General features: G+C 71.2%; 26 protein-coding genes. 9 read left to right on the forward strand and 17 right to left on the reverse strand.

The features are described 5' to 3' along the window. Nucleotides 1-4 precede the first annotated feature (4 nt). The 4 genes from ACFYWS_RS12085 to ACFYWS_RS12100 all read left to right on the forward strand — a co-directional run bounded on the left by ACFYWS_RS12085 (nt 5) and on the right by ACFYWS_RS12100 (nt 3025). Nucleotides 5-235 carry a 4-oxalocrotonate tautomerase family protein gene (locus tag ACFYWS_RS12085; protein WP_389273407.1) on the forward strand — a complete coding sequence of 77 codons (231 nt, stop codon included), beginning with the start codon at nt 5-7 and terminating at the stop codon, nt 233-235. Further along, nucleotides 232-1275, forward strand: coding sequence for an LLM class flavin-dependent oxidoreductase (locus ACFYWS_RS12090; protein WP_389273410.1), 1044 nt, complete (start codon nt 232-234; stop codon nt 1273-1275). The genes ACFYWS_RS12085 and ACFYWS_RS12090 overlap by 4 nt, the downstream gene beginning before the upstream one ends. A gap of 99 nt (nt 1276-1374) precedes the next feature. Next, nucleotides 1375-2070: a GntR family transcriptional regulator gene (locus tag ACFYWS_RS12095; RefSeq protein WP_389273413.1), complete on the forward strand. Its 696-nt coding sequence runs from the start codon at nt 1375-1377 to the stop codon at nt 2068-2070. Nucleotides 2071-2158: 88 nt separating this feature from the next. Beyond that, nucleotides 2159-3025, forward strand: coding sequence for a GNAT family N-acetyltransferase (locus ACFYWS_RS12100; RefSeq protein ID WP_389273416.1), 867 nt, complete (start codon nt 2159-2161; stop codon nt 3023-3025). 6 nt (nt 3026-3031) lie between these two features. On the opposite strand, the gene ACFYWS_RS12105 is transcribed toward ACFYWS_RS12100, so the two are convergent. Together ACFYWS_RS12105 and ACFYWS_RS12110 are read right to left on the reverse strand one after the other, a co-directional pair. After that, complete coding sequence (locus ACFYWS_RS12105; RefSeq protein ID WP_389273419.1) at nt 3032-3535, reverse strand: DinB family protein; 504 nt, start codon at nt 3533-3535, stop codon at nt 3032-3034. 40 nt (nt 3536-3575) lie between these two features. Continuing rightward, nucleotides 3576-3980 carry a MerR family transcriptional regulator gene (locus ACFYWS_RS12110; RefSeq protein WP_389273422.1) on the reverse strand — a complete coding sequence of 135 codons (405 nt, stop codon included), beginning with the start codon at nt 3978-3980 and terminating at the stop codon, nt 3576-3578. Between the two features lie 181 nt (nt 3981-4161). Here ACFYWS_RS12110 and ACFYWS_RS12115 point away from each other — a divergent pair, with 181 nt between their 5' ends. Next, nucleotides 4162-5691, forward strand: coding sequence for a SulP family inorganic anion transporter (locus ACFYWS_RS12115; RefSeq protein ID WP_389273425.1), 1530 nt, complete (start codon nt 4162-4164; stop codon nt 5689-5691). Nucleotides 5692-5744: 53 nt separating this feature from the next. Beyond that, nucleotides 5745-6215: a DUF3592 domain-containing protein gene (locus ACFYWS_RS12120; protein ID WP_389273429.1), complete on the forward strand. Its 471-nt coding sequence runs from the start codon at nt 5745-5747 to the stop codon at nt 6213-6215. 24 nt (nt 6216-6239) lie between these two features. Here ACFYWS_RS12120 and ACFYWS_RS12125 read toward each other — a convergent pair whose 3' ends face one another. The 3 genes from ACFYWS_RS12125 to ACFYWS_RS12135 all read right to left on the reverse strand — a co-directional run bounded on the left by ACFYWS_RS12125 (nt 6240) and on the right by ACFYWS_RS12135 (nt 8197). Beyond that, on the reverse strand, nt 6240-6629 hold the full coding sequence (locus ACFYWS_RS12125; protein ID WP_389273432.1) for a VOC family protein: 390 nt from the start codon (nt 6627-6629) through the stop codon (nt 6240-6242). Further along, a complete protein-coding gene (locus tag ACFYWS_RS12130; RefSeq protein ID WP_389273435.1) occupies nt 6626-6934 on the reverse strand; it encodes an ArsR/SmtB family transcription factor in 309 nt (102 codons plus the stop codon). Before ACFYWS_RS12130 ends, ACFYWS_RS12125 begins: the two co-directional genes overlap by 4 nt. Before the next feature lie 75 nt (nt 6935-7009). Continuing rightward, a complete protein-coding gene (locus ACFYWS_RS12135; protein ID WP_389273438.1) occupies nt 7010-8197 on the reverse strand; it encodes an MFS transporter in 1188 nt (395 codons plus the stop codon). Nucleotides 8198-8251: 54 nt separating this feature from the next. On the opposite strand from ACFYWS_RS12135, the gene ACFYWS_RS12140 reads away from it, so the two are divergent. Continuing rightward, nucleotides 8252-9094: an AraC family transcriptional regulator gene (locus ACFYWS_RS12140; protein WP_389273441.1), complete on the forward strand. Its 843-nt coding sequence runs from the start codon at nt 8252-8254 to the stop codon at nt 9092-9094. On the opposite strand, the gene mnhG is transcribed toward ACFYWS_RS12140, so the two are convergent. The 7 genes from mnhG to ACFYWS_RS12175 all read right to left on the reverse strand — a co-directional run bounded on the left by mnhG (nt 9028) and on the right by ACFYWS_RS12175 (nt 16333). After that, nucleotides 9028-9381, reverse strand: coding sequence for a monovalent cation/H(+) antiporter subunit G (gene mnhG / locus ACFYWS_RS12145; protein ID WP_389273444.1), 354 nt, complete (start codon nt 9379-9381; stop codon nt 9028-9030). The genes ACFYWS_RS12140 and mnhG overlap by 67 nt on opposite strands. Then, on the reverse strand, nt 9378-9764 hold the full coding sequence (locus ACFYWS_RS12150; RefSeq protein ID WP_389273447.1) for a monovalent cation/H+ antiporter complex subunit F: 387 nt from the start codon (nt 9762-9764) through the stop codon (nt 9378-9380). The genes mnhG and ACFYWS_RS12150 overlap by 4 nt, the downstream gene beginning before the upstream one ends. Beyond that, nucleotides 9761-10369 (reverse strand): Na+/H+ antiporter subunit E, encoded by a 609-nt coding sequence (locus ACFYWS_RS12155; RefSeq protein ID WP_389273450.1) that lies wholly within the window; start codon nt 10367-10369, stop codon nt 9761-9763. The genes ACFYWS_RS12150 and ACFYWS_RS12155 overlap by 4 nt, the downstream gene beginning before the upstream one ends. Further along, nucleotides 10366-11961, reverse strand: coding sequence for a Na+/H+ antiporter subunit D (locus ACFYWS_RS12160; protein WP_389273452.1), 1596 nt, complete (start codon nt 11959-11961; stop codon nt 10366-10368). The genes ACFYWS_RS12155 and ACFYWS_RS12160 overlap by 4 nt, the downstream gene beginning before the upstream one ends. Continuing rightward, entirely contained in the window at nt 11958-12551 is a 594-nt protein-coding gene (locus ACFYWS_RS12165; RefSeq protein WP_389273454.1) for a Na(+)/H(+) antiporter subunit C, read from the reverse strand. The genes ACFYWS_RS12160 and ACFYWS_RS12165 overlap by 4 nt, the downstream gene beginning before the upstream one ends. Next, complete coding sequence (locus ACFYWS_RS12170; protein ID WP_389273457.1) at nt 12548-15442, reverse strand: Na+/H+ antiporter subunit A; 2895 nt, start codon at nt 15440-15442, stop codon at nt 12548-12550. Before ACFYWS_RS12170 ends, ACFYWS_RS12165 begins: the two co-directional genes overlap by 4 nt. Nucleotides 15443-15511: 69 nt before the next feature. Beyond that, nucleotides 15512-16333: an SDR family oxidoreductase gene (locus ACFYWS_RS12175; protein WP_389273461.1), complete on the reverse strand. Its 822-nt coding sequence runs from the start codon at nt 16331-16333 to the stop codon at nt 15512-15514. 58 nt (nt 16334-16391) lie between these two features. Between ACFYWS_RS12175 and ACFYWS_RS12180 the strand changes: the two genes are divergently transcribed. Then, nucleotides 16392-16979, forward strand: a complete 588-nt coding sequence (locus ACFYWS_RS12180) for a TetR family transcriptional regulator (RefSeq protein WP_389273464.1) — start codon at nt 16392-16394, stop codon at nt 16977-16979. A gap of 3 nt (nt 16980-16982) precedes the next feature. Here ACFYWS_RS12180 and ACFYWS_RS12185 read toward each other — a convergent pair whose 3' ends face one another. Further along, nucleotides 16983-18008 carry an SMP-30/gluconolactonase/LRE family protein gene (locus ACFYWS_RS12185; protein WP_389273467.1) on the reverse strand — a complete coding sequence of 342 codons (1026 nt, stop codon included), beginning with the start codon at nt 18006-18008 and terminating at the stop codon, nt 16983-16985. A gap of 115 nt (nt 18009-18123) precedes the next feature. Then, nucleotides 18124-19182 (reverse strand): SDR family NAD(P)-dependent oxidoreductase, encoded by a 1059-nt coding sequence (locus ACFYWS_RS12190; protein ID WP_389273470.1) that lies wholly within the window; start codon nt 19180-19182, stop codon nt 18124-18126. A 161-nt stretch (nt 19183-19343) separates the two neighbouring features. Here ACFYWS_RS12190 and ACFYWS_RS12195 point away from each other — a divergent pair, with 161 nt between their 5' ends. Next, nucleotides 19344-21146, forward strand: a complete 1803-nt coding sequence (locus tag ACFYWS_RS12195) for a flavin-containing monooxygenase (RefSeq protein WP_389273473.1) — start codon at nt 19344-19346, stop codon at nt 21144-21146. Nucleotides 21147-21166: 20 nt separating this feature from the next. Here ACFYWS_RS12195 and ACFYWS_RS12200 read toward each other — a convergent pair whose 3' ends face one another. The 3 genes from ACFYWS_RS12200 to ACFYWS_RS12210 form a co-directional block, all read right to left on the reverse strand. Continuing rightward, nucleotides 21167-21967, reverse strand: a complete 801-nt coding sequence (locus ACFYWS_RS12200) for an endonuclease/exonuclease/phosphatase family protein (protein ID WP_389274096.1) — start codon at nt 21965-21967, stop codon at nt 21167-21169. Nucleotides 21968-22042: 75 nt separating this feature from the next. Further along, entirely contained in the window at nt 22043-22972 is a 930-nt protein-coding gene (locus tag ACFYWS_RS12205) for a PaaX family transcriptional regulator C-terminal domain-containing protein (RefSeq protein WP_389273476.1), read from the reverse strand. Continuing rightward, on the reverse strand, nt 22962-24287 hold the full coding sequence (locus ACFYWS_RS12210) for an MFS transporter (protein ID WP_389273479.1): 1326 nt from the start codon (nt 24285-24287) through the stop codon (nt 22962-22964). The genes ACFYWS_RS12205 and ACFYWS_RS12210 overlap by 11 nt, the downstream gene beginning before the upstream one ends. Between the last annotated feature and the right edge of the window lie 50 nt (nt 24288-24337).

Below are 24337 nucleotides of genomic sequence, written 5' to 3' on the forward strand. Positions count from 1 at the left end.
CGCCATGCCACAGATCACCGTCACGCTCGCCGAGGGCCGCACCCCCGAGCAGATCAGGACCTTGCAGCACGAGGTCCACGAGGCCGTGCTGCGCTCGATCGACACCCGGCCCGAGTACATCCGGATCGTCGTCCACGAGGTGCCCACGACGCACTGGTCCACGGGAGACACCACGATCGCCGAGATGCACGCGCCCCACACACCCACCCCCACCACCGAAGAGGAGATGTCATGAGGTTTTCGCTGTTCGTGCACATGGAGCGCTGGGACGAGAGCACCACCCACCGCGAACTCTTCGAGAACCTCACCGAGCTGACGCAGATGGCCGAGGCCGGCGGGTTCAGCACGGTGTGGGTCGGCGAGCACCACGCCATGGAGTACACGATCTCGCCCAGCCCGATGCCGATCCTGGCGCACCTGGCGGCGAAGACCGACACCATCCGGCTCGGCGCGGGCACCATCATCGCCCCGTTCTGGCACCCGATCCGCGCCGCGGGGGAGACCGCGCTCCTCGACGTGATCAGCAACGGCCGGGCCGAGGTCGGCCTGGCCCGCGGCGCGTACCAGATCGAGTTCGACCGCCTCGCCGACGGTCTCAAGGCCTCCGACGGCGGCAAGCACCTGCGTGAACTCATCCCCGCCGTACGGGCGTTGTGGCAGGGCGACTACGCGCACGACGGCGAGATCTGGCAGTTCCCGACGTCGACCAGCGTGCCCAAGCCGGTGCAGCGGCCCACCCCGCCGATGTGGGTCGCCGCCCGCGACCCCGCCTCGCACGACTTCGCCGTCTCGCAGGGCTGCAACGTCATGGTGACCCCGCTGATGAAGGGCGACGAGGAGGTCGCCGCCCTCAAGGACAAGTTCGACACCGCCGTGGCCAACCACCCCGAGGTCGAGCGCCCCGACATCATGGTGCTGCGCCACACCCACGTGCACGCCCCGGAGGACCCGGAGGGCTGGCGCCCGGCCGCCGAGGGCATCAACCGCTTCTACCGCACCTTCGACGCCTGGTTCGGCAACAAGAAGGCCCCGGTCAACGGCTTCCTGGAGCCCAGCCCCGAGGAGAAGTTCGCCGAGCGCCCCGAGTTCGCCCCGGAGGCCCTGCGCAGGACCGCGATGATCGGCACACCCGCCGAGGTCATCGAGCGGCTGCGCGGTTACGAGGAGCTGGGCGTCGACGAGTACAGCTTCTGGATCGACAACACGCTCTCGCACGAGGAGAAGCGCGAGTCGCTGCAACTGTTCATCAAGGAGGTCGTCCCGGCCTTCGAGTAGGCCGCCCGGTCACACGGCATTGCCCGCCTTCTTGCATGGCAATTCCGGGATTCCCCGTCAATTGACGCCACACGTCCCCGAAGACTAGGTTCTCGTGCCATGCAAGAGCCCGATCACCTCGCAGGCAGCCCGCTGAAGCAGACCAGCATGCAGGCGAAGGTCGCCGAAGAGCTGCGCCGGATGATCATCAGTGGGGAGCTGCCGCCACGCTCCAGCCTCTCCGAGATGACGCTGTCGCAGACCTTCGGTGTCAGCCGCACCCCGATCCGCGAAGCCCTCAAGCAGCTCCAGATCGAGGGCCTGGTGGAGGTGCGCCCGCGGGTCGGCACGTTCGTCGCCGTGCCCTCGCGCCGTGAGATCACGGAACTCTTCCAGATGAAGGAGCTCCTCGAAGGCGCGGCGGCCCGCCTCCTCGCCTTCCGCGGCAACGTCCCCGAGGTGGAACGGCTCGCCGCCAACATGAGCGCCGCCGACGAGGCGGTGCGGGCCGGCGACTCCGAGCAGTACGAGAAGCTGGTTCACGACTTCCACGAGCTGATCATGGTCGGGGCCGACAACTCCAAGCTGGAGGCCCACTACCGCACCCTGATGAACCAGCTCGCCTACGCCCGCCTCGTGCGCACGTCCCTCTCCCAGCCGGGCCGCCTCACCGAGTCCGACCACGAGCACCACCGCGTACTCGACCTCATCCGCGCCAGGGACGGCGACGGCGCGGAGCGCGTCATGCGCGAACATGTGCGGCGCAGCCATCAGGCACTCATGGCGGGGATGGACGACGAGCGGTTCAAGGACTGAAAGGACTGAAAGGACGCAAAGGGCCGAGTCGGCGGCGTCGGCGGAATTCGGGTGCGGACACCGGGACTTGTGGTGTGTCATCGACCGCATGGCCATCGAGTTGAGGACACCTGGCGTCGACGATCTGGACGAAGCCGCCGACGCCCTGCGGGCATGGCAGCACGACTCGGCGCCGATGCAGCTGCACCCCGGCGACCTGGGCTGGTACCGGCGGTTCGGCGTGGAGCGCGCCGCGGCGGCCGTGCGGACGTGGCGGCGTGACGGGCGGGTCCTCGCCGTCGGACTGCTGGACGGCCCCACCCTGCTGCGGCTGACCCTCGCGCCGGACGCCCACCAAGACGTCGAGCTGGCACGGGAGTTGCTGGCCGATGTGGGGGAACCGGGGCGCGGGGTCCTGCCCGAGGGGCCGGCCGACATCGAGGCGCCCGAGGGCGCGCTGCTGCGCGACCTCCTGACGGAGGCCGGCTGGCGCCCCGGTGAGGCGTGGACGCCGCTGATCCGCGATCTCACCGAGCCGGTCCCGCCCCCGGCCGTGCGGATCGAGGTGGCGGGTCCTGAGCGGGCGGACGCGTACGCCGGTGTGCTCCGGGCGGCGTTCGACAGGTCGACGTTCACCGCGCAGCGATGGCGCGCGATGGCGGTCGGGTCGCTGTATGAGGAGGCGCGGTGTCTGCTCGCCTACGACGACGGGGGCGCGGCGGTGGCGGTGGTGACGGTGTGGTCGGCGGGGCCTGGGCGGCCCGGACTGCTCGAACCGATGGGCGTGCACCGGGACCACCGGGTCCGTGGTCACGGGGCGGCGATCTGCGCCGCCGCGGCGGCCGCGCTGCGCGAACTCGGCGCGTCGAGCGCCCTCGTGAGCACACCGAGCGCCAACACGGCGGCCGTGGCCACCTACAAGGCGGCGGGCTACCGTCCCATGCCCCAGGTCAGGGACCGCTCCCGGCAGGCGTAACGGCTTCTAGTCGCCCACCGCGCCGTCAGCCATCTCCCGCAGGATGTCGATGTGCCCGTTGTGCCGCGACGTCTCCTCGATCAGGTGCATCAGGATCCATCCGATGCTGACGTGCGTACCACCCCTGACCGGCTTCTTCGCCGTCGCCGACAGATCGGTGTCGGCCACCAGTCGGCGATACCGCGCGCTCTGCGCCTCGTATGCGGCGATGAGTTCGGGCACGGGCGTCTGCGCGCCGAGCCGCATCTCCCGGTCGGGATCCTCGTCCGTCCACGGCCCCGCGTCCTCCTCGCCGAGGAAGATCACCTGGAACCAGTGGTACTCCACCCACCGAAGGTGGTTGATCAGACCGCCCAGTGTCATGAGCGGCGAACCGGGCAGCGGCGCCGCGCCGCCGTGCTCCGGCGCGAGGTCGGCGCACTTGGCGACGGCCGTGGCGCGCGCGTAGTCGAGAAACGTCGTGAGCATCGTGCGCTCGTCCAAGGACGTGGGCATGTCGGTGCGTGTCATGGCGGGATCCTGGCACGCCCGGGACCCGAGAGGTACCGGATTACGCGGAGCCCGCCCCGCCCAGCCGCTCCCGCAGCGTCCCCGCGAACTCCTCCGCGCGGCCCAGCTGTTTGCGCAGGTCCGCGACGCGGTCGGCCGCCGCACGCTCGAAGTGGCGTACGCGGTCCAGGAGTTGCTCGCGCTCCTCGCCCTCGGGCGGCGGGGTCGCGTCGAGGCGGTCCGTGGCGTCCAGGAGGTCCCGCATCTGGTCGAGGGTGAAGCCGAGCGGCTTCATGCGGCGGATCACCATCAGGCGGGCCACATCGTTCTCGGTGTAGAGACGGAAGCCGCCCTGAGAGCGGGCGGACGGGATGACGAGGCCCGTCTCCTCGTAGTGCCGGATGGTGCGCAACGACAGCTCGGTCCGCGCGGCGACCTCGCCGATCTGCATGTGCTCGCTGCTCACGCGGCGCCTTTCTCCGTGTCTGCGTGGTGTCACCGAGGCCACAGTCGGCGAAACCGATCTCTACCCTAACGTCAGGGTAGAGTTGCTGGTCGTCCCGGCCGGCCCTGCGCCGCCCGTCCCTTCCGTACACACAGGCCACGCGACGCCGCTGTGCCCGACCACCACGACAGGCTACTTACCCTTGCCCCCCTCCTCCGCCTCCTCCGCCCCTTCCGTCCCGTCCCCGGCCGCCCGGCTGCGGCGCCCGCGCCGCCCCGACTGGTGGTCCGACCCGAAGGTGTGGCGCACCGAGATCCTGGGCGGGCTCGTGGTGGGGCTTGCGCTGATCCCCGAGGCGATCTCGTTCTCGGTCATCGCGGGCGTCGATCCGCAGATCGGTCTCTTCGCCGCGTTCACCATGGCCGTGACCATCTCGATCGTCGGCGGACGGCGCGCCATGATCTCGGCCGCCACGGGCGCGGTCGCGCTGGTGATCGCGCCGCTCAACCGGGAGCACGGGTTCGGCTATCTGGTGGCCGCGGTGATCCTGGCCGGCGTGTTCCAGATCGTCCTCGGCGCGCTCGGGGTGGCGAAGCTGATGCGGTTCGTGCCGCGCAGCGTGATGGTCGGCTTCGTCAACGCGCTCGCCATCATGATCTTCATGGCCCAGGTGCCCGAGATGACGGACGTGCCGTGGGCCGTCTATCCGCTGATCGTCGGCGGGCTCGCGCTGATGGTGTTCTTCCCCAAGGTCACCAAGGCCGTCCCGGCGCCGCTCGTCTCCATCGTCATCCTGACCGTCATCACGGTCGCCGCCGGGATCGCGGTGCCGACCGTGGGGGACAAGGGCGCGCTGCCGTCCTCGCTGCCGGTACCGGGGCTGCCGGACGTGCCGTTCACCTTCGAGACCCTGAGGATCATCGCGCCGTACGCGCTCGCGATGGCGCTCGTGGGGCTGATGGAGTCCCTGATGACGGCCAAGCTGGTCGACGAGATCACCGACAGCCGCTCGTCCAAGACCCGCGAGTCGATCGGGCAGGGCATCGCCAACATCGTCACCGGCTTCTTCGGCGGCATGGGCGGCTGCGCCATGATCGGCCAGACGATGATCAACGTAAAGGTGTCGGGCGCGAGGACCCGCCTGTCCACGTTCCTCGCGGGCGTGTTCCTGATGGTGCTGTGCGTGGTCTTCGGGCCCATCGTCTCCGAGATCCCGATGGGCGCCCTGGTCGCCGTCATGGTGATGGTGTGCTTCGCGACGTTCGACTGGCACTCCATCGCCCCGAAGACACTGAAGCGGATGCCGGCCGGCGAGATCGTCGTCATGGTGCTGACCGTCGTGGTCGTGGTCGCCACCAGCAACCTCGCGATCGGCGTCGTCGTCGGCTCGATCACCGCGATGGTCATCTTCGCCCGGCGCGTCGCCCACGTCGCGAACGTCACCCCGGTCACCGACCCCGACGGCGGCCGGGTCGTCTACTCGGTCACCGGCGAACTCTTCTTCGCCTCCTCCAACGACCTGGTGACCCAGTTCGACTACGCGGGCGACCCCGACAAGGTCGTCATCGACCTCTCCGCGACGCACATCTGGGACGCCTCGTCGGTCGCCGCGCTCGACGCGATCGAGACCAAGTACGCGGAGCGCGGCAAGGCCGTCGAGATCGTCGGCTTCAACCCGGACAGCGCGGCCCTGCACGGAAGGCTGAGCGGCGAACTCACCGCCAGCGGCTGACCCCTTCCATCTGCGATAGCCTCCCTCCTCTTTGGACGAGTGAGAGGCACGACGTGCAGGTTCAGGTGCGGGGGCGGACGGTACGTCGATGGGTCGTGGCGGGGGTGTCGGCGTTCGGCGGGATCTTCCTGGTGGTCGGGCTGATCCTCACGTGGTCGTCGGTCTCGCTGCTGCGGGAGGCGGACCGTACGACGGGCAGGGTCGTGGCCCTGCAGTGGCGCGACGCCGACACCGGTTCGTCCCGCACGTCCCGGGGCCGGGACGAACCCTCCGCGTACCCCGTCGTCGAGTTCGCCACCACGGACGGCACCGCGCACACCTTCCGCAGCTCGACGGGCTCCAACCCGCCCTCGTACGAGGAGGGGGAGCGCGTCGAGGTGCTGTACCGGGCCGACGCCCCCGAGGACGCGCGGATCAACGGTTTTCTCTCGCTGTGGCTGCTGCCGCTCATCTTCGGCGGGATCGGGCTGATCGCCGCCGCCGTCGCCACGGGCATCGCGGTCTTCGGGCGGCGGCGCGCGTAACCCGCCCCGGGTCTGCTCTCGGCGTTACTTGGGCTCGGTCGCGATCTGGATGAGGTTGCCGCAGGTATCGTCGAGCACGGCGGTCGTGACCGGGCCCATCTCCAGCGGCTCCTGGGTGAAGCGCACGCCGAGCGCGGTCAGCCGCTCGTACTCGGCCTGTACGTCGTCGACGGCGAACTGGGCGAGCGGGATGCCGTCCGCGATCAACGCGTCCCGGTAGGGCTTGACGGCCGGGTGGCCCGAGGGCTCCAGGAGCAGCTCGGCCGCGTCGGGCTCCTCGGACGACACGACGGTCAGCCAGCGGGCCTCGCCCAGATCCACGTCGTGCTTCTTCTTGAAGCCGAGGATCTCGGTGTAGAAGTGCGCCGCCTTGGCCTGGTCGTCGACGAAGACGCTGGTCATGTGGATCTTCATGGGGTGCTCTCTTCCGGGTCCTGTGCGGGGGGTGCTGGCATGAGCCACCGCTCCGATATCTGGCGCAGCGGGGCGGTGTTCACGTCGTGGAACTTGTAACGCCCCTCCCGCCTGGCCTCGACGAGTCCGGCCGCCTCCAGCACGGCGAGGTGCTGGGAGACGGCCTGTCTGGACAGGCTCAGCTGATGCTTCATGGTCAGCCGGGAGCAGATCTCGAACAGCGTCTGCCCCGACTTCCGCGTCAGCTCGTCGAGGATCGTGCGGCGGGTGGGGTCGGCCAAGGCTTTGAAGAGGTCGTCGGCCACGAGCCCAGCATAGGCAAGTATTGGCTTGCCTATCAACCGGGAGCTTGCCTATCAACCGGAAGGGGGAAGCGTGTGTCACTGCCGGTGTGCCGGTCGTGGTGTGTCCTTTCCGGAGCTGTCGAGCGCGGGGCTCGTCGGCTCCGGCAGCCCCCGGAACAGCAGCCAGCTCAGCAGGGGCATGAGGATGAGCGGAGTCAGGGCGGTGCGCAGGGATGTCTGGTCGGCGACCGTGCCGATGAGGGGGCTCGTCAGGCCGCCGATGCTCACCGTGAGGCCGAGGGTGATGCCGCTCGCCGTGCCGACGCGCGACGGCAAGTAGTCCTGGCCGAGCGTGACTTGGAGCGAGAAGGGGACGTACAGGCCCGCGGAGGTGAAGGCGAGGAAGACGTAGAGCGCCGGGCCGGGCACCCACACCACACCCGCCACCGACGCCGCCGTCAGCAGGTACGACCAGCGCGAGACGGTGACCCGGTTCCAGCGGCCCGCCAGCGCGCCACCCAGGACGCTGCCGACCGCGCCGCCCACGTAGAGCACGAACAGGGCCGCGGTGCCCGCCACTTCGCCGCCGCCCATGCGCTGCGTCGCGTACAGGGAGACGAAGGTGCTCAGGCCCGTGAACACGATGGAGCGGCACACCACCGCGAGCGACAGGCGGACGAACGCCGGCACGTCGTCCTTGGCGGGGGGCTGCGTGGTGGCGGACGAGGTGTTCTCGCGGCGACCCAGCGCGCGCAGCACCGGCAGGCAGATCGCGGCGCCGGTCGCGGCGGGCAGCGCCAGCAGGGGAGTGAACCGCAGGCCGCCCGTGGCGACCGCGGCGGCGACCAGGAGCGGGGCCAGCGCGAAACCGACGTTGCCGCCGAGCGAGAACCAGGCCATCGCGCTGTGGCTGCCGCGGCTCGCGAGCCGGGCCACCCGTGCCGACTCCGGGTGGTAGGCGGCCACACCGAGTCCGGACAGCGCGACGACGCCGAGGGTCACCGCGTATGAATCGCTCACCCCGCTCAGCGCGATGCCCACGCCCGCGAGCAGGGTGCTGAGCGGCAGCAGCCACGGCATCGCCCGGCGGTCGGTGAGCAGGCCGAAGACCGGCTGCGCCACTGAGGACAGCAGAGACGCCGCGAGCACGATGCCGGACACGGCGGCGTAGCTGTAGGCGCGTTCGGCGACGAAGTACGGCACGAGCGAGGCGACGGCGCCTTGGTAGACGTCCACGCACGCGTGCCCGACAGAGAGCAGAGGGATGGAGGTGTTCTTTCGCACCCGGTCATCGTCGCGACCGGGCGCTGTGTCCCGCTTCCGATAACCTGCCAGACAATGTCGAAGAACCGCCACACCGTCCGGCACACCCCGGTGGCGCCCACCCGCACCAGGTATCTGGCCCACGGGGCCGAGATCGACGCCCACCGGCACGACGACCACCAGATCGCCTACGCGGGCCGGGGCGTCGTCGCCGTCACCACCGACGCCGGGTCGTGGGTCGCGCCGGGAACGCGAGCCCTGTGGGTGCCCGCCGACACCGTGCACGCCCACCAGGCCCACGGCGACGTCGAACTGCACTTCGTGGGCCTGCCCGCGACCGAGAACCCGCTCGGCCTCGACACCCCGGCCGTGCTCGCCGTCGGCCCGCTGCTGCGCGAGCTGATCATCGAGTACGCGCGCACGGGGTCCTCGGACACCACGAACGTCGGAACCCCCGAACGGGCGCGCCTGCGTGCGGTGTTGCTCGACCAGCTGAAGGTGTCACCGCAGCAGCCGCTGCACCTGCCGACGCCGACCGCACCCCTGCTGCGCGCCGTGTGCGACATCCTGCACGCGGATCCCGCCGACCGTCGCACCCTGGCCGAGCTGGGCCGGGAGATCGGGGCGAGCGACCGCACGCTGTCCCGGCTGTTCCGCGGCGACCTCGGCATGACGTTCCCGCAGTGGCGCACCCAACTGCGCCTGCACCACGCGCTGGTCCTGCTCGCCGACCGGACACCGGTGACGACCGTGGCGCAGCTGTGCGGCTGGTCGTCGACGAGCGCGTTCATCGATGTGTTCCGGCGTGCGTTCGGACACACGCCGGGCAGTTATCCGGGCAGCCACACGGGTCAGGACGAGGGCCGGTCCCGCGCCGAAGCCAGTTCGTCCCGCAGCAGTGCGGCCTCGCCGACCTGACCCGTGCGATACGCGGCCCGTGCCACCAGGTGGGCCGCGACCGCGCTGGTCAGGAGCTGGAAGAAGGCGACGAGGGCGAGCGTGCCCAGGTCGACGCCGGAGCGCAGTCGCAGTGCGACGCCCGCCACGAGCAGCAGCATGCCGAGCGTCTGGGGGTTGGTCGCGGCGTGGCTGCGGGTCAGTACGTCGGGCAGCCGGAGCATGCCGATGACGCCGGTCAGGCAGACCGCGGCTCCGGCGAACAGCAGGATGGATCCGGTGAGGTCGGTGACGTCGTGCCAGTTCACGGGCGCTCCTTGGAGCCTTGGTCCTTCTTGAGTTCCTTCTTGAGTTCCTTCTTGAGGTTGATCTTGGGGTTCTTTTTGAGGGAGATGGCGCCGGATCTCGGCCGGATCCCCGGCCGGTCGCGCGCGGCGATGAAGCGGGCGATGGCCACCGAGCTCGTGAAGCCGAGGAAGGCGATCACCAGCATGATCGACAGGTAGTAACTGGTGCGCGTGATAGCGGCGTTGACCCCGATCCCGGCGATGATGAGCACCGCCGCGATGTCCACGGCCACGGCACGGTCCAGCATCGAGGGCCCGCGCCAGATCCGCACCAGGAGCAGCGCGCCGGCCAGGACGATCAGCACCAGCGCGCCGTTGAGCAGGATGTCGTTGGCCAGCTTCATGCGTCGGGCGCCCTTCCGTCGGCAGGTTCGGGAGCTTCGGGATCGTCGGGTGCGTCGGGTGGCGTGGGCTCCGTGAGTCGGGCGATCTCCTCGCGCGTGCCGAAGGCCCGTACGACGAGGGTCTCCAGGCGCCGCACGTCGGCGCGGGCCCGGTCCACCGCCCGTGGGTCGTCGGCGTGCGAGACGTGCAGGAACAGGGTGGCGGTCGAGCCGTTGACCTCCACGAGCGCGCCGCCCGGGACGCTGGACACGGCGACGGCGGTCGCCGCGATCATCAGGTCGGTGCGGCACCGCAGCGGGACCGCGATCACGGCCGCGGGTCCCGGCCTGCCGCGCAGCGTCTGCCAGGTCACGGTGACCGTGGACGATGTCATGTCGTACAGGAGATAGCCGGCGAGCCGGACGATGCCGAACGGCCGCAGGCGCAGGTCGAGTTCGACGGCGGGCAGCGGGAAGACCAGGCACAGCACGACCGCGACCACCACGCCGCTGATGACGTTGCCCCAGCTCAGGCCGGTCCACAGCAGCGTCCAGATCACCGTGAGCCAGGCGATCAGCGGCAGGTCCATGCGGCGCCAACGCGTTTTGTGGCCAGAGGAGTTCACTGGTTGAGCACCGCCTCGACGTAGGGCGTGCGGGTCAGGAGTTCGGCGGCCGAGCGGTCGGCGAGGCCGGTCAGCGGGGTGGCCAGCAGGGTGTAGGACAGGCCGAGGGCGACCGCGGCGGCCGTCGCCACCGTCATGGCGCGGGGGACGCGCATCGTGGTGCGTACGGACACGGCGGTCGCCACCGTGACACCACCGCCCCCGCTCTCCTCCGGCGCCGAGTCCGGATCGTCGCTCTCCTCCAACACATCGCCCTCGGACGGTGGTTGAGCGGGGGCCGCCCGCCAGAACACCAGGTTCCACACCTTCGCCATCACGTACAGCGTCAGCAGGCTCGTCACGGCAGCCGCGGCGAGCAGCGTGTACGACCACACACCACCGGCCGCCGCGCCCGCCCGCATCAGGCCCAGCTTGCCGAGGAACCCGGACAGGGGTGGGATCCCCGCGAGGTTCATGGCGGGCACGAACCAGAGCGCGGCGAGCAGCGGAGCCGAGCGCAGCGTTCCGCCCAGGCGCGTCAACTCCGTTGTGCCGTAGCGTTTTTCGAGCAGGCCCGCCGCCAGGAACAGCGTCGTCTGTACGGTGATGTGGTGTGCCGTGTAGACGATGGCGCCGCCGATGCCGCCCCGAGTGCCCAGCGCGAGCCCGTACAGCATGAAGCCGATGTGGCTGACGAGGGTGAAGGACAGCAGGCGCTTGAGGTCGGTCTGGGCGACCGCCCCGAGGATGCCGATGATCATCGAGGCGAACGCCACCGCCATCAGCACGCCGGAGAGCCGGTTGCCCGGGAAGAACAACGTGTCCGCGCGGATCATCGAGTACACGCCGACCTTGGTGAGCAGCCCGGCGAACACGGCCGTCACCGGCGCGGGCGCCGTCGGGTACGAGTCGGGCAGCCAGGCCGCGACGGGGAACGCCGCCGCCTTCACCCCGAACACCGTGAGCAGCAGCACCTCCGCCAACGTGCTGACCCCCAGCGGGAGTTCGGGCATCCGCTGCGCGAGCTGCGCGAAGTTCACGGTGCCCACCGCCGCGTAGGTCACGGCGATCCCGCACAGGAACACCAGCGACGAGACGAGGGAGACGACGACGTACGTCGATCCGGCCCGCACCCGTGGCTCCGTGGCACCCACCGTGAGCAGCACGAAGCTGGCCATCAGCATGATCTCGAAGCCGACGTAGAGGTTCACGAGGTCGCCCGCGAGGAAGGTGAGTGACACCCCGGCGACCAGCACCAGATACGCCGGGTGGAACACGGCGATCGGTGCCCGCTCCTCGCGGTCGGCCATGCCCTGGCTCATCGCGTAGATCAGGACGATGAAGGTGACGGCGCCGGACACCAGGAGCATCAGCGCGGCCAGCCGGTCGGCGACCAGGGTCACGCCGAGCGGCGGTCCGAAGTCGCCGAGGTGCACCACGAGCGGTCCCGTGCGGTCGGCCTCGACGAGCAGGATGACATCGACCGCGACGACCGCCGCGAGCACCCCGACCGTGATGAGCCGGTGCAGCCAGCGCAGCCGGGGCCCGATGAACAGGGTCAGTCCGCACACCACGAGGGGCAGCACGACGGGCAGCGGGACGAGGGAGTTCACCGGGTCTCCTCCGGGCGGGTCTCGGGGGGCTCGGCGGGGTCGGCGGCGGACGCCTCTGGCGGGTCCGTGCCGAGGACGTCGTCCCACAGGTCGCCGTTCGCGTCCCGGGCGCGGGCCTGGTAGGCGCGGTTCGCGCGCAGCCGGCGGCGCTGGTCGCGCCGCTCCTCGCGCCACGCGCTCGGGCCGTCCTCGCGGTGCAGCTCCCGCAGCTCGGCACGCTCGGCGGAGATCTCCGCGCGCAGCACCACCCGCCGGTCCGCGACGTCGTCCGGCACGAAGTCCGAACCGGTCAACTGGCTGCTGCGGTACGCCATCGCGAGCACGAACGCGGTGGTGGCGAGGGTGATGACGACGGCGGTGAGGATGATGGCCTGCGGCAGTGGATCGGTCACCTTGGACGCCTCGACGCCCGGGTAGAGGAGGGGCGGGGACCCCGCCGCCCCTGTCGAGGCGAGGACGAAGAGATTGACGCCGTTGCCGCACACGATGATGCCGACGAGTACCCGGGTGAGGCTGCGTGTGTGGATGAGGATCCCGCCTGCGCTGGTCAGCACGACCGCGCAGACCAGCAGGGTGAGACTGACGGTCACGAGTTCCGCTCCTCCCCGGCGAGCGCGAGACTCGCCCTGTACTCGGTCTGCTGGTCGATCTTCGAACCGAGCGCCCGTACGACGTCCAGGACCACCCCGAGGACCAGCAGATACACCCCGAGGTCGAAGACGACGGCGGTGCTCGCGTGCCAGTCGCCGATCAGCGGCAGGTGCCCGTGCCAGATCCAGCCGTGCAGCACCGTGCCGTCGGCGAGCCCGACGAGCGCGACCGTCGTCGAGAGGGTCAGTCCGAGTCCGGTGAAGAAGCCCGGGTGGACCGGCGCGGCCACCGCCAACTCGTGCCGCCCGCCCGCCAGATAGCGGATCGTCAGGGCGACACCGGCGACGAGACCGCCGACGAATCCGCCGCCCGGCAGGTTCTCCGCGCACAGCAGCAGGTACACCGACAGCATCAGGATCGGGTGGAAGACGAGCCGGGCGACCACCTCGAAGACGACCGAGCGGTGCTCCGGGGCGAGCGTGTCACCTGCCACCAGCCAGCTGCGTTCGGGCGCGCCCTGCTGGTACTTGGCGGGCACCTTCAGCCGGGACGTCGCCAGCGACCACGCGGTCACCCCACCCGGGAGCCGGGGCGGCGGCGCACTCGCCCGGCCCTGGCGGCGGTGCACGTACAGCAGGCTCGTCACACCGAGCACCGCGACGGCGAGGACGGCCGACTCACCCATCGTGTCCCAGGCCCGGAAGTCCACGAGGATCGTCGCGACGACGTCCTTGAGGCCGTGGTGCGCGGTCTCCTTGATCAGCGCGGCACCCGCCGGTTCCGCCGTGCGCGCGCCTGTCGCCAGCCACACCGAGCAGGCCACCGCCACACTGCTGCCGAGCGCGATCAGCATGCTCACACCCCAGCGCCAGGTTCGCTGCGTGTCACCGAAGAACACCGGGAGGCGCCGCAGGACGAGGACGAGCACCACGGTCGACACCGTCTCCACGCCGAACTGGGTGAGCGCCAGGTCGGGCGCGCCCTGCACGACGTACAGCAGCGCCGTGCCGTACCCGGTCAGGCCCGCGAGCACCGCCGCCTTCATACGCCGCTGCACCACCAGGCACATCAGCGCGCACGCGCACGTCAGCGCGCCGACGCCCACCTGCATCGGGTGGTCCCACAGGCGCGGCGCGGGTGTGCCGTGCCAGGGCCGGTCGGTGGCGAGGACCGCGAGCAGCCCGACGAACATGACGCCCAGGACCGTCGCCACGTACGAGGGCAGCGAGCCCTTCTGTACCGCGCCCGTGATCTGGAGCGCGGACCGTTCGAGGCCGAGCACGGTCCTGCCGAACACCTCGTCCGCCTTCGGCCAGGCGAACCGCCGCCCGAGCCGCACCACCGGCCCCCGCGCCAGGAACAGCGCCGCGCCGCCCGCCCACGCGAGCACCGACAGGCCGAGCGCCGTCCCGAATCCGTGCCACAGCGCCAGGTGGTAGGGGTGCGCGGGGACCGGGTACTGCTTCGCGTACTGCTCGAAGAGGTGCGCCGTCCAGTCGATCCCCGGACCGAGCAGCAGCCCGGCGAGGGCGAGCAGCGCGGGCGGCGCGAGGAAGGCGAAGCCGACGCGGTGCACAGGCGTGTCGGCGACCCGGGGCTTGCGCGCGAACGCGCCCCACAGGAAACGCATGGTGTACGCGGTGGTGAGCGCGGAGCCGACGACGACGCACGCGAGCACCCAGCGCTCGCCCACGCTCCCGTGCAGCAGCGCGTCGAACGCCGCCTCCTTCGCCGCGAACCCGAGCAGCGGCGGGAGCGCCGCCATCGACGAGCCCGCGAGGACGGCGACCACACACACCCAGGGAAGCCTCCGCCCCACCCCCGACAGGCGCCGCAGATCGCGGGTGCCGCTCGCGTGGTCGACGATCCCCGTCACCAGGAACAGCGGCGCCTTGAACAGCGCGTGCCCCAGCAGCATCGCGATGGCGGCGAGGGCGGCGTCGTACGTACCGGCGCCCGCGAGCACCACCAGGAAGCCCAGCTGGCTGACGGTCCCGTAGGCGAGCACCAGCTTGAGGTCGTTGAGCCGCAGCGCACGCCACCCGCCGAGCAGCATCGTCACCGCGCCCAGCGTCAGCAGCACGGGACGCCATGGCGCGACATCGGCGAAGGCGGGAGCGAACCGCGCCACCAGATAGACGCCCGCCTTCACCATCGCGGCGGCGTGCAGATAGGCGCTGACCGGGGTGGGAGCCGCCATCGCGTTCGGCAGCCACATGCTCAGCGGCCAGATCGCCGATTTGGCGAGCGCCCCGCACAGGATCAGGACGATCGCGGCGGACAGCGTGCCGCTCGCGGCGGGCGGCGACTGAAGGATGTGCGAGATCCGGTACGTGCCCGCCAGGTGACCGAGCATCAGGAATCCGACGAACATCGCGAGCCCGCCGACCGAGGTCACCGTCAGCGCCTGCAGCGCGCAGCGGCGGCTGGCGCGTTTCTCGCTGTCGTAGCCGATGAGCAGGAAGGACAGGACGGTGGTGAGTTCCCAGAACAGGTAGAGGGTCATGAGGTCGTCGGCCAGGACGAGCCCGAGCATCGCCCCCGCGAACGCGAGGAGGTTGCCGCCGAACGAGCCCAGCTGCCGGGCGCCACCGTCGAAGTAGCGCACGCAGTACAGCAGCACCAGTGCCCCGATGCCGGCGGCGAGCAGCACCATCACGAGGGACAGCGCGTCGAGCCGGAACGCGATCTCGACGTCGTACTCCCTGATCCACCACCAGGCCTCTTCGCTCGCCCCGCCCCCGCTCACCTCACCCCAGCGGGACAGCGCCAAGCCGAGGGCGGCGGCGGGTGGCAGCGCGAGCAGCACGAACCCGCGTGGCCCCACCCGGTGGATCAGCGGGGCAGCGCAGAGCGCGACGACGAAGTGTGCGAGGACCAGTGCGGTCATACACGATACATATCGGTTGAAATGGCGCGTTCCGGGTGGGGCGCGCCGGGGCGGGAGCCGTTCCTGTGGCTACGGAGCTCGGTGTGCGGCGAGCGATGCCACCACGCCGCCGTCCACCAGGAGGTCGGTGCCCGTGACGAAGGACGCGGCTGGGGAGAGGAGGAAGGCCGTCGCCTCCGTGATGTCGTTCGGGGTGCCCGCGCGGCCCGTGCCCGAGCCCTCGATCATCGCGCGCATGTGGGAGCCCGACTCACCGGCCAGCTCGGCGCGGCCCATCCGGGTGGAGATGACCCCGGGGCTGACCGTGTTGACCCGGGCCCCGCGCGCGCCCCACGCGAGTGAAGCGGCCTGTACGCGCAGGTGGTTGGCGCGCTTGGCGAGGGAGTAGGCGGCGCCGGGGTCCGACAGCGTGTCAGGGCGCAGGAACGGCAGGCCGAGAAGGTCATCGGTGGCGGTGGAGCGCAGCGCGGTCTCGACCTCGGGCGGCAGCGGGGCCATGTGTCCGGCCATGGACGCGATCACCACGCCCGCGCCGCCCTCGGCGACCACCTTGCCGAACTCCTCCAGAACGAGGGCCACACCCAGCAGGTCCACGGCGAGCACCGCCGCCGTCGGCGCCTGCACCGGGGAGAGGCCCGCCGTGTGCGCGACCTGCGTGACGGGGCCGAGCGCCGCGCACTGTGCGGCGAGCGCCGCGACCGAAGCCCGGTCCGAGACGTCGACCCGCACCGGGGTGACCTCGTAACCGTCGGCCGTCAGCTCGTCGACCGCCGCTGCCAGCAGCTCGCCGTCGAAGTCGGCCGCGACGAGCCGGGCCCCGGAGCCCTGACGTCGGGCGATCTCCTTGCCCATGCCGCCGACACCGATGACGACGACCACTGGCTTGGACATGAACTTCCTCCTCGTTGATGTTGATCAGGCCGGTATTGCACTGCATTACGCTGCCCACGTGACGAACCCCTCCGACCCCTCCGAGCCCGACCGGACCCGCCCGGCCAACCAAGGCCGGCGGGTCGCCGCCCGCAACCGCGCCGCCCTCATCGCCGCCGCCCGCGAGGTCTTCGCCGAGCAGGGGCTGAACGCGCCGCTTTCCACGGTCGCGCGCCGCGCCGGGGTCGGGCAGGGGAGTCTGTACCGGCACTTCGCCGACCGGGTGGCGCTCGCCTCGGCCGTGCTCGACGAGAACGTACGGCAGATCGAGACGGCCGCCGCCGAGCCGGACGCGAGCCTCGAATCCGTGCTCGGCGTCGTCACGTGGCACATCACCCGCTCCACGGCCTTCGTCGACCTGCTGCGCGTACGCGGGGACGACGAGCAGGGCCGGGAACTCTCGGGGCGGGTGCGCGGAGTGCTCGACGGGGGCCGGCGGGCGGGGCAGGGGCTGTCCGCCGACGAGTTGATGCTCGCCATCGCGATGGTCTCCGGCGCCGTAGCAGGCCCCACCCTCGCCGAGCGCGAGCGCCTGGCGCTCGCTGCCTGGGGGCTGCTCGGCGTCGAGGTGGGGCCGCTGCGGTCCGTGGAGCTCGCGGAGGACTGAGCGTCAGCCGCCGTTGGAGAGGCGGATTCCCTTGGCCAGCGCGTCGAACTCGTAGACGTACCCGCCCTTGGGACCGCTGACCGTCATGTACGCGGCGCGCCCGCCCGGCGTGATCGCGACATTGGTCGCCGACTGGAGGCCCTTGGCCTCCTTCGCGGGAACCTCCACCGTACCGAGGCGCTCGCCGTACTTGCTGAAGACCGCCATGGCGGGGCGGCCGTGCAGCGCCTGGTAGAGATTGCCCTCGGCGTCCACGGCGATGGAGTCCGTCTGCGCGACGCCGCCGTCGACGTGGATGGCCTCGTGCTGTGTGGTCACCGCGGTCTTGTCGGCGTCGAGCAGCAGGTACGAGACGGTGTCCTTGGCCAGCTCGCTGATCCACAGGCCCTTCTGCCCGGGGTCGAACATCACGGCGTTGGGGTGCGCGAGCTTGTCGGCGAGGACGGTGGTCTTCGCGCCGTCCCGGTCGATGCGCACGATGCGGCCCTCGGCCTCGCCCGTCTTCATGCCGTGCAGATCGCTGACGTAGAGATTGCCGTCGTCGTCGAACGCGATGTCGTCGGGGTTCATCGGGGATCCGTCGACCTCGCCGGAGAAGAACGTCCGCCGGTCCGAGCCGTCCTGCGCGATGCTGATCACGTCGCCCGACTGGTACTCCGTCAGATATACGCGGCCGTCGTGCGGGCTGATCTGCGCGGAGGTGTAGGCACCCGTCTTGTCGCTGTAGACGCCCTTGTGGTCACCGGACTTCACGTCGACGGAGATCACCTTGGGCTCGCCGGGCGGCGCGGTGACGTCCACGACGTACAGATCGCCGCTCTTGGTGAGCACCGGGCCTTCGAGCAGCGTCATGCCGGTGGCCTCGTGCGGGTCGGTGACGTGGGAGAGCTGGGTGGCCCGGATGGTGTGTCCCTCGCCCGAGGCCGGGGCGGCGGGGCGCGCGTCCGAGGTGGCGGTCTGCGTGCCGCAGGCGGTGAGGGTGAGGAGGCCGAGGGCGGCGCTTGCCGCCAGGAGGTGTCTGGTGGTCATGGGGGAGTGCACCTTTCTGTCGTCGTCCGGGTTGCGCCGCGTCGTGGTCGAGGTCGAGGGGCTCTGCCCCGGGCCCCGCGGGCTCTCGTCCCAGAGCGGGCTCTATCTGCACAACTCAGGCCACGGACCAGCCCCCGTCCGACGGCAGGACGACCCCGTTGAGGTTCACCGCGTCCTTGCTGAGAAGGAACGTGACGGACGCCGCCAGCTCCTCCGCCATCGCCAGCGAGGGGATCGCCACCCGCATCTTCGCGGTGCGCGCCGAGCCGTAGGGCGCGCCCGCCGGGACCGTGATACCCGTGGCGACGGCGCCCGGTGCGACCGCGTTGACCTGCACTCCCGTGCCCGCGTACTGGTACGCCGAGGACTTCGTCAGGCCGACGAGGGCGTGCTTCGACGTCGTGTACGCGGCGCCGGCCGCCGAGCCGCGCAGCGCAGCCTCCGACACGATGTTCACGATCCGGCCGCCGCCCGCCGCGAGCATGCCCGGCACGACGGCGCGCATCAGGTACATGGGCCCGTCGACGTTGATGCGCATGACGCGCTCCCAGATCCTGTCGTCGACCTCGTGCACGGCGGCGTCGTTGTCCATCACGCCCGCGACGTTGGCCAGCGCGTCGACGCGACCGCCCGCCGCGGCGAGCACGGTGTCGGCGGCCGTGGGCTCGGTGATGTCCGCGGTGACCGGCACGAGCGTCTCGCCCAACTCGGCCGCCAGATCGGCCAGTTTGTCGCCGGACACGTCCACGGCGACCACCCGGCCGCCCTCGCGCACGATCCGCGAGGCGACGGCCTTGCCGATGCCGGAGGCCGCGCCGGTGACCACGACGGTCTGGCCCGCGAAGCGGCCGGAGGTGAGCTGCTCGGTCCACGGCTCGGGGGCGCCGGTCTCGATACCGGTGTCAGGGGTCGTGGCCGTGGGGGCGGCCGGGGGAGCGGTGGGCAGGCCCTCGGGTATCTCGCCGGTCTCGGCGGCGGTGACCAGCACATCCACCAGCTCCGCGGGGAACTTGCCGCCGGACATCTTCACGAGCTGCTCCAGTGGCAGGCCGAGCGCGGGGGCCAGGGCCTCCTCGCTCTGCCCCTGCGAGGCCAGCATGGAGCGCAGGATCTGCCCGGCGGCCGGGTCGGCGAGCCAGTCGCGCAGCGGGGAGGCGGGGGTGAGGTTCGACATCGCGGACCTTTCACATCGAGTCACGTCATGGAGCGGGCCGCACCGGACCCCTACCGGACAGTGTTGTCCGGTTGTTGGGTTACGGTACCCGTGACGGTGCGGAAGTCCCAGTGAGGGGCGCTCCCTCCGCCGCATGTCCCCCCACGAGAGGAAGCCGCCGCATGACCCTGCCGCAGTGCGACACGCCCCCCACCCCGCAGGAGACGGCGGAGCTCCGCGAGCGCTACCGCGCCGAGCGCGAGCGCCGCGTTCGCCCCGAAGGCGCCGCCCAATACCGGTCCACCACCGCCGAGTTCGGCTACTTCGCCGCAGACCCGTACGCGGGCGAGGTCCCCGAGCGCGAGCCGCTGCGCGACGAGGTCGACGTCGCGGTCGTCGGCGGCGGGTTCGGCGGGATCCTGGCGGGCGCGCGGATGCGGCAGCAGGGCCTGGAGAAGGTGCGGGTGGTCGAGCAGGGCGGCGACTTCGGCGGCACCTGGTACTGGAACCGCTACCCCGGCATCCACTGCGACATCGAGTCGCACGTCTACCTGCCGATGCTGGACGAGACCGGCTACGTGCCCGAGTGGAAGTACGCGCCGGGCGACGAGATCCGGCGGCACGCGGTACGCATCGCCGAGCGCTTCGACCTGTACGAGGACGCCCTCTTCTCCACCGCCGTCACCGCCCTGACCTGGGACGGCGGCGCCCACCAGTGGGTGGTCGCGACGGACAGGGGCGACGAGTTCCGCGCCACGTACGTCGTCACCGCCACCGGCACCCTCTCCGAGCCCAAGCTGCCCGGCATCCCCGGCATCGAGGACTTCAAGGGACACACCTTCCACACCTCGCGCTGGGACTACGGCTACACCGGCGGTGGCCCCGATGGCGGCATGACGGGCCTCGCCGACAAGCGGGTCGGCGTCGTGGGCACGGGCGCCACCGGCGTCCAGGCCATCCCGAAGCTGGCCGAGGACGCCCGCAAGCTGTACGTCTTCCAGCGCACGCCCTCCGCCGTCGACACGCGCGGGCAGCGGCGGGTGACGCCGCAGGACGTCGGCGCGGACCGGCCCGGCTGGGCCGACGAGCGTCGCGAGAACTTCCTGCGCATCGTCTCCGGTGAGGATGCCGAGCGTGACCTGGTCGCGGACCGCTGGACCGAGTCGGCGGGCCTCCTCGAAAAGCTCCTGCCGAGCTTCCGCCGGGACGGCGAGGCGGACTTCGAGGCCGCGTACGAGGCCGCCGACCACGCCACGATGAACCAGATCCGCGACCGCGTCGCCGCCGAGGTCACCGACCCCGCCACCGCCGAGGCCCTCAAGCCCTGGTACCGCTACGCCTGCAAGCGGCCCACGTTCTCCGACCTGTACCTGCCCGCCTTCAACCGCGACAACGTCACGCTCGTCGACACCGCGGACACCCACGGCATCGAGCGCATGACGGAACGCGGCGTCGTCGTGGGCGGGGTCGAGTACGAGATCGACTGCCTGGTCTTCGCCACCGGGTTCTCGGTCGGCGTCTCCGGAGTCACGTCGGGGAAGCTCTCGGTGGCGGGCCGCGACGGCGTCCAACTCCTCGACGCGCTCGCCGAGTTCGGGCCGCGCACCCTGCACGGCTTCACCTGCGCAGGCTTCCCCAACCTGATCCAGCTTGGCCCGATGCAGAACGCCTCCAGCGTCAACTTCAGCCACATCCTGGACGAACAGGCCGCCCATGCCGCCGCTCTCGTGGCGGCCGCGGAGGAGGCCGACGCCGTCCTGGAGCCGACCCCCGAGGCCGTCGACGCCTGGCGTGCCATCTGCGCCCAGGGCTCCCCGGACCACGAGTGGTTCCACGCCGATTGCACCCCCGGCTACTACAACCGCGAGGGCCGCGGCCGCCCCAACGGCCCGCACGCCTACCCGCACGGCGCGGTCGCCTTCCACGAACTGCTGCGGCGGTGGCGGGAGGAGAGCGTGGGGGAGGTGCTGCGGAAGAAGGGGTGACGGTTGCGTAGGCCCGGCCCCTACGGCTCCAGGTTCTTCAGGTCGGCGCGGAACGAGTGGTGGTCCGAGTACTCGCTCGGACGCACCGCATGGCGACGCGCCTCGAAGCCGCGCAGGAAGATGTAGTCGAACTTGCTGTACCAGTCCGTGGTCGTCCCGCAGCCGGGGTCGGCCGCGGGGTGGCACGCGGGGTCCGCGTCCTTGGCCAGTGACCACATCGGGTCGAGTTCGGGAGCGTCCGGCACGGCGTTGAAATCGCCCAGCATGACGGCGCGTTCGTGCCGGGCGGCCGCCTTGGCGAAGAAGGCGACCTGCTTCTCGCGGAACGACTCCTGCTGCCGCTGCGCGAGATGGGTGTTGAAGACGCGGACGGGGCGGCCGCCCACCGAGGTGGTCACGGCCAGGTAGCCGCGGTCCTCGGAACCGCCGTCCGGATACTCGACGGTGACCGGGTCGGCCATCGGCGCCGCCGAGAGGATCGCCTGGCCGTAGCCGCCCGCCCGCCACGGAAGTCCCCCGCAGCGGCCCCAGTTGCGCAGGACCGACCCGTACTCGACGTGGTACGTCAGCCCGTAGAAGGTCTTCAGGTAGGCACGGATCTCCTCGACGTCCCGCACGCACGCCTCTTGCAGGCCGATGACCTGAGGTGCGTACGTCGCGATGTCCGCCGCTCTGCCGAGGTTCTGGGCGCTGCCGCAGGGGTTGCAGATGTTCCACGTCATGACGCGGCTCGGCACGACGTCCTTCGCGGCGCCGACGGGCAGCGGAAGCGGCTCGGAGATGAGCGCGCCGCTGGGCGTGCTCGGGCCGATGAGCACCATGCAGACCGCGGCCACGGCCACCGCGAGGACCCGCTTGCCCCGTCCGAACACCGGCACCTCCTCAGGGCGATCCTGTCATCGCACCGTCGTCGTCTGGAGCAGTTCGCGGGCCATTTCGCGCGCTGGCGCCTCGGTTTGTTCGGCGATGCGGTGGAACGTCTCCTGGGCGGGGCGGGCCGGCCAGTCGTGCGGGAGGTGACAGGCCGGCAGCCGGGGGTCGGCGCGGATGGTGTCGAGCCACTCGCTGACGAGCCGCAGTCGGGCGCCGAGCGGGTCGTCGGCGCCGACTCCGGGCCGTTCGCGCGGACCGTCGCGCCATCTCTCCTCGAAGGCGCGGTAGCGGGCCGCGATGCTCTCCAGGTCCCAGGTGTCGCGGATCATCCGCTCGATGTCCGTGGCCACCCCCGCCGCCCCGTGGAAGACCTTCACGTACTCGGCGAGCCCCAGCTCCCCGACCACCTCCGACACGTCCACGTGGCCCGGCGCGATCCACAACCCGCTGTAGAGCGTGCCGAACCCGGACCACACGAGCCGGGAGCGCAGTTCGTGGCGCCGGCGCTTCCAGGCGTCGGGCAGCGAGAAGGCGAGCAGCGTCCAGGCGCCGTCCCACTCGTCGTTGACCGCGCCCTGCTTCCAGATGCGGGCCCGGCCGTCGTCCAGCACGTGCTTGGCCTGTTCGGTGAGCCCGAAGTGCATGCGGCGGCCCTCGCGCCGGCGGTGCAGCAGGCCCCGGTTGACCATCCGCGACAGCGTGGAGCGCACGGCCTGTTCACCCACGCCGACCCGGCCGAGCACCTCGATGATGCTGCCCGAGTACACGCACAGGTCCCCGTCCTCCGCCAGCACGTGGTTGCCGAAGAAGGCGAGCAGGAGCGACTGCGGGCGGGGCTGCGAGCTGTCCGCCGCGTCACTGATCGGGTCGTCGATACCGGTGTCCTCCACGCCGGTAAGCCTACGGTCGACCACCGACAACGCGGCGGGCGGCCGTCCGGGCTCAGCGGCCATCGGCGGAGGTCTCCTTGGTGAGAGCGGCGGGGGCCTCCACGGTGTGCGCGAGCGCGTCCTTGCCGGTCTCGCGGACGAACCACAACGAGAGCGCGGTGATGAGTGAACCGCCGCACAGCAGCAGGGCGATGGGCGTGCTGTCGCCGCTCCCCGCCACCAGGGCCCCGGCGATCATCGGGGAGAAACCGGCGCCGATCAGGGTGGCGCCCTGGTAGCCGAGCGAGGCTCCGGTGTAGCGCACGCGCGTGCCGAACATTTCGCTGAACAGGGCGCCCAGCGGCCCGTACATCATGGACTGCGCGAGCCCGTGCCCCAGCACCACGGCCAGGATCAGCAGGCCGGGCGAGCGGGAGTCGACGAGCGCGAGGACGGGAAAGGCGAGCGCCGCCGAGACGAGGGCGCCGGCGAGGACGACCGGGCGGCGGCCGATCCGGTCGGAGAGAACCGAGGCGCACGGCAGCACGATCAGCGCGACCGACGAGGACACCGTGAGCGCGGTGAGTGCCTGCGAGCGCGCGTAGCCGATGTCGGTGGCGTAGGAGATGAGGTAACTGGTCAGCAGGGACTGGGTGGTGAAGGCCCCGATGCCGACGCAGCAGGCCAGCAGGACGGGGCGCGGGCGGCGCAGCACGTCGATGATCGGGAGGCGTGCCGTGCCGCGCTCCTGCTTCACCTCGGCGAACAGCGGGCTCTCGACGACCTTCAGCCTTACGAAGAGGCCGACGCCGAGCAGCACCACGCTCAGCAGGAACGGCACCCGCCAGCCCCACGACATGAACTCTTCCTTAGGAAGCGTGACGACGAGAGCGACCACGGCGGCCGAGAGCAGGGAGCCGAGCGGCGCTCCCAGTTGCGTGAAACTGGACCACAGTCCGCGCCGCCGCGCCCCCGCGTGCTCGACCACCATCAGCGTGGCGCCGCCCCACTCACCGCCGATGGCGAGGCCCTGCACGACGCGCAGCGTGATCAGCAGCAGCGGCGCCCAGACACCTACGGTGTCGTACGTCGGCAGCAGCCCGATGAGGAAGCTGGCGCCGCCCATCAGGCCCATCGTGAGCAGCAGCATCGACTTGCGCCCCAGCCGGTCGCCGAAGTGCCCGAAGACGATCCCGCCGAGCGGACGGGCGACGTATCCGGCGGCGAAGGTGCCGAACGCGGCGATGGTGCCGACGGCCGGTTCGGCGCCGGGGAAGAAGAGTTCGCCGAAGGCGACGGCGGCCACGGTCCCGTAGACGAGGAAGTCGTAGAACTCGACGGCGGTCCCGAGGAGCCCGGAGAGGGCAACTCGCCTTAGTTGCTTGGTGCGTTGGGACATCACGGACTCCCTTGGGCAGGGGAAGGGTGCCCGCGAATGTATGCGTGTTG

This window comes from Streptomyces sp. NPDC002795, assembly GCF_042888725.1.
In the GTDB taxonomy this organism is placed as follows: Bacteria; Actinomycetota; Actinomycetes; order Streptomycetales; family Streptomycetaceae; genus Streptomyces.

Bases quoted from the DNA above. Each gene is read 5' to 3' on its own strand.
- ACFYWS_RS12085 (WP_389273407.1), top strand. From the start codon at position 5: ATGCCACAGATCACCGTCACGCTCGCCGAGGGCCGCACCCCCGAGCAG.
- ACFYWS_RS12090 (WP_389273410.1), top strand. From the start codon at position 232: ATGAGGTTTTCGCTGTTCGTGCACATGGAGCGCTGGGACGAGAGCACC.
- ACFYWS_RS12095 (WP_389273413.1), top strand. From the start codon at position 1,375: ATGCAAGAGCCCGATCACCTCGCAGGCAGCCCGCTGAAGCAGACCAGC.
- ACFYWS_RS12100 (WP_389273416.1), top strand. From the start codon at position 2,159: ATGGCCATCGAGTTGAGGACACCTGGCGTCGACGATCTGGACGAAGCC.
- ACFYWS_RS12105 (WP_389273419.1), bottom strand. From the start codon at position 3,535: ATGACACGCACCGACATGCCCACGTCCTTGGACGAGCGCACGATGCTC.
- ACFYWS_RS12125 (WP_389273432.1), bottom strand. From the start codon at position 6,629: ATGAAGATCCACATGACCAGCGTCTTCGTCGACGACCAGGCCAAGGCG.
- ACFYWS_RS12140 (WP_389273441.1), top strand. From the start codon at position 8,252: ATGTCGAAGAACCGCCACACCGTCCGGCACACCCCGGTGGCGCCCACC.
- ACFYWS_RS12150 (WP_389273447.1), bottom strand. From the start codon at position 9,764: ATGAAGCTGGCCAACGACATCCTGCTCAACGGCGCGCTGGTGCTGATC.
- ACFYWS_RS12170 (WP_389273457.1), bottom strand. From the start codon at position 15,442: ATGACCGCACTGGTCCTCGCACACTTCGTCGTCGCGCTCTGCGCTGCC.
- ACFYWS_RS12175 (WP_389273461.1), bottom strand. From the start codon at position 16,333: ATGTCCAAGCCAGTGGTCGTCGTCATCGGTGTCGGCGGCATGGGCAAG.
- ACFYWS_RS12185 (WP_389273467.1), bottom strand. From the start codon at position 18,008: ATGACCACCAGACACCTCCTGGCGGCAAGCGCCGCCCTCGGCCTCCTC.
- ACFYWS_RS12190 (WP_389273470.1), bottom strand. From the start codon at position 19,182: ATGTCGAACCTCACCCCCGCCTCCCCGCTGCGCGACTGGCTCGCCGAC.
- ACFYWS_RS12195 (WP_389273473.1), top strand. From the start codon at position 19,344: ATGACCCTGCCGCAGTGCGACACGCCCCCCACCCCGCAGGAGACGGCG.
- ACFYWS_RS12200 (WP_389274096.1), bottom strand. From the start codon at position 21,967: ATGGTGCTCATCGGCCCGAGCACGCCCAGCGGCGCGCTCATCTCCGAG.
- ACFYWS_RS12205 (WP_389273476.1), bottom strand. From the start codon at position 22,972: ATGGCCGCTGAGCCCGGACGGCCGCCCGCCGCGTTGTCGGTGGTCGAC.
- ACFYWS_RS12210 (WP_389273479.1), bottom strand. From the start codon at position 24,287: ATGTCCCAACGCACCAAGCAACTAAGGCGAGTTGCCCTCTCCGGGCTC.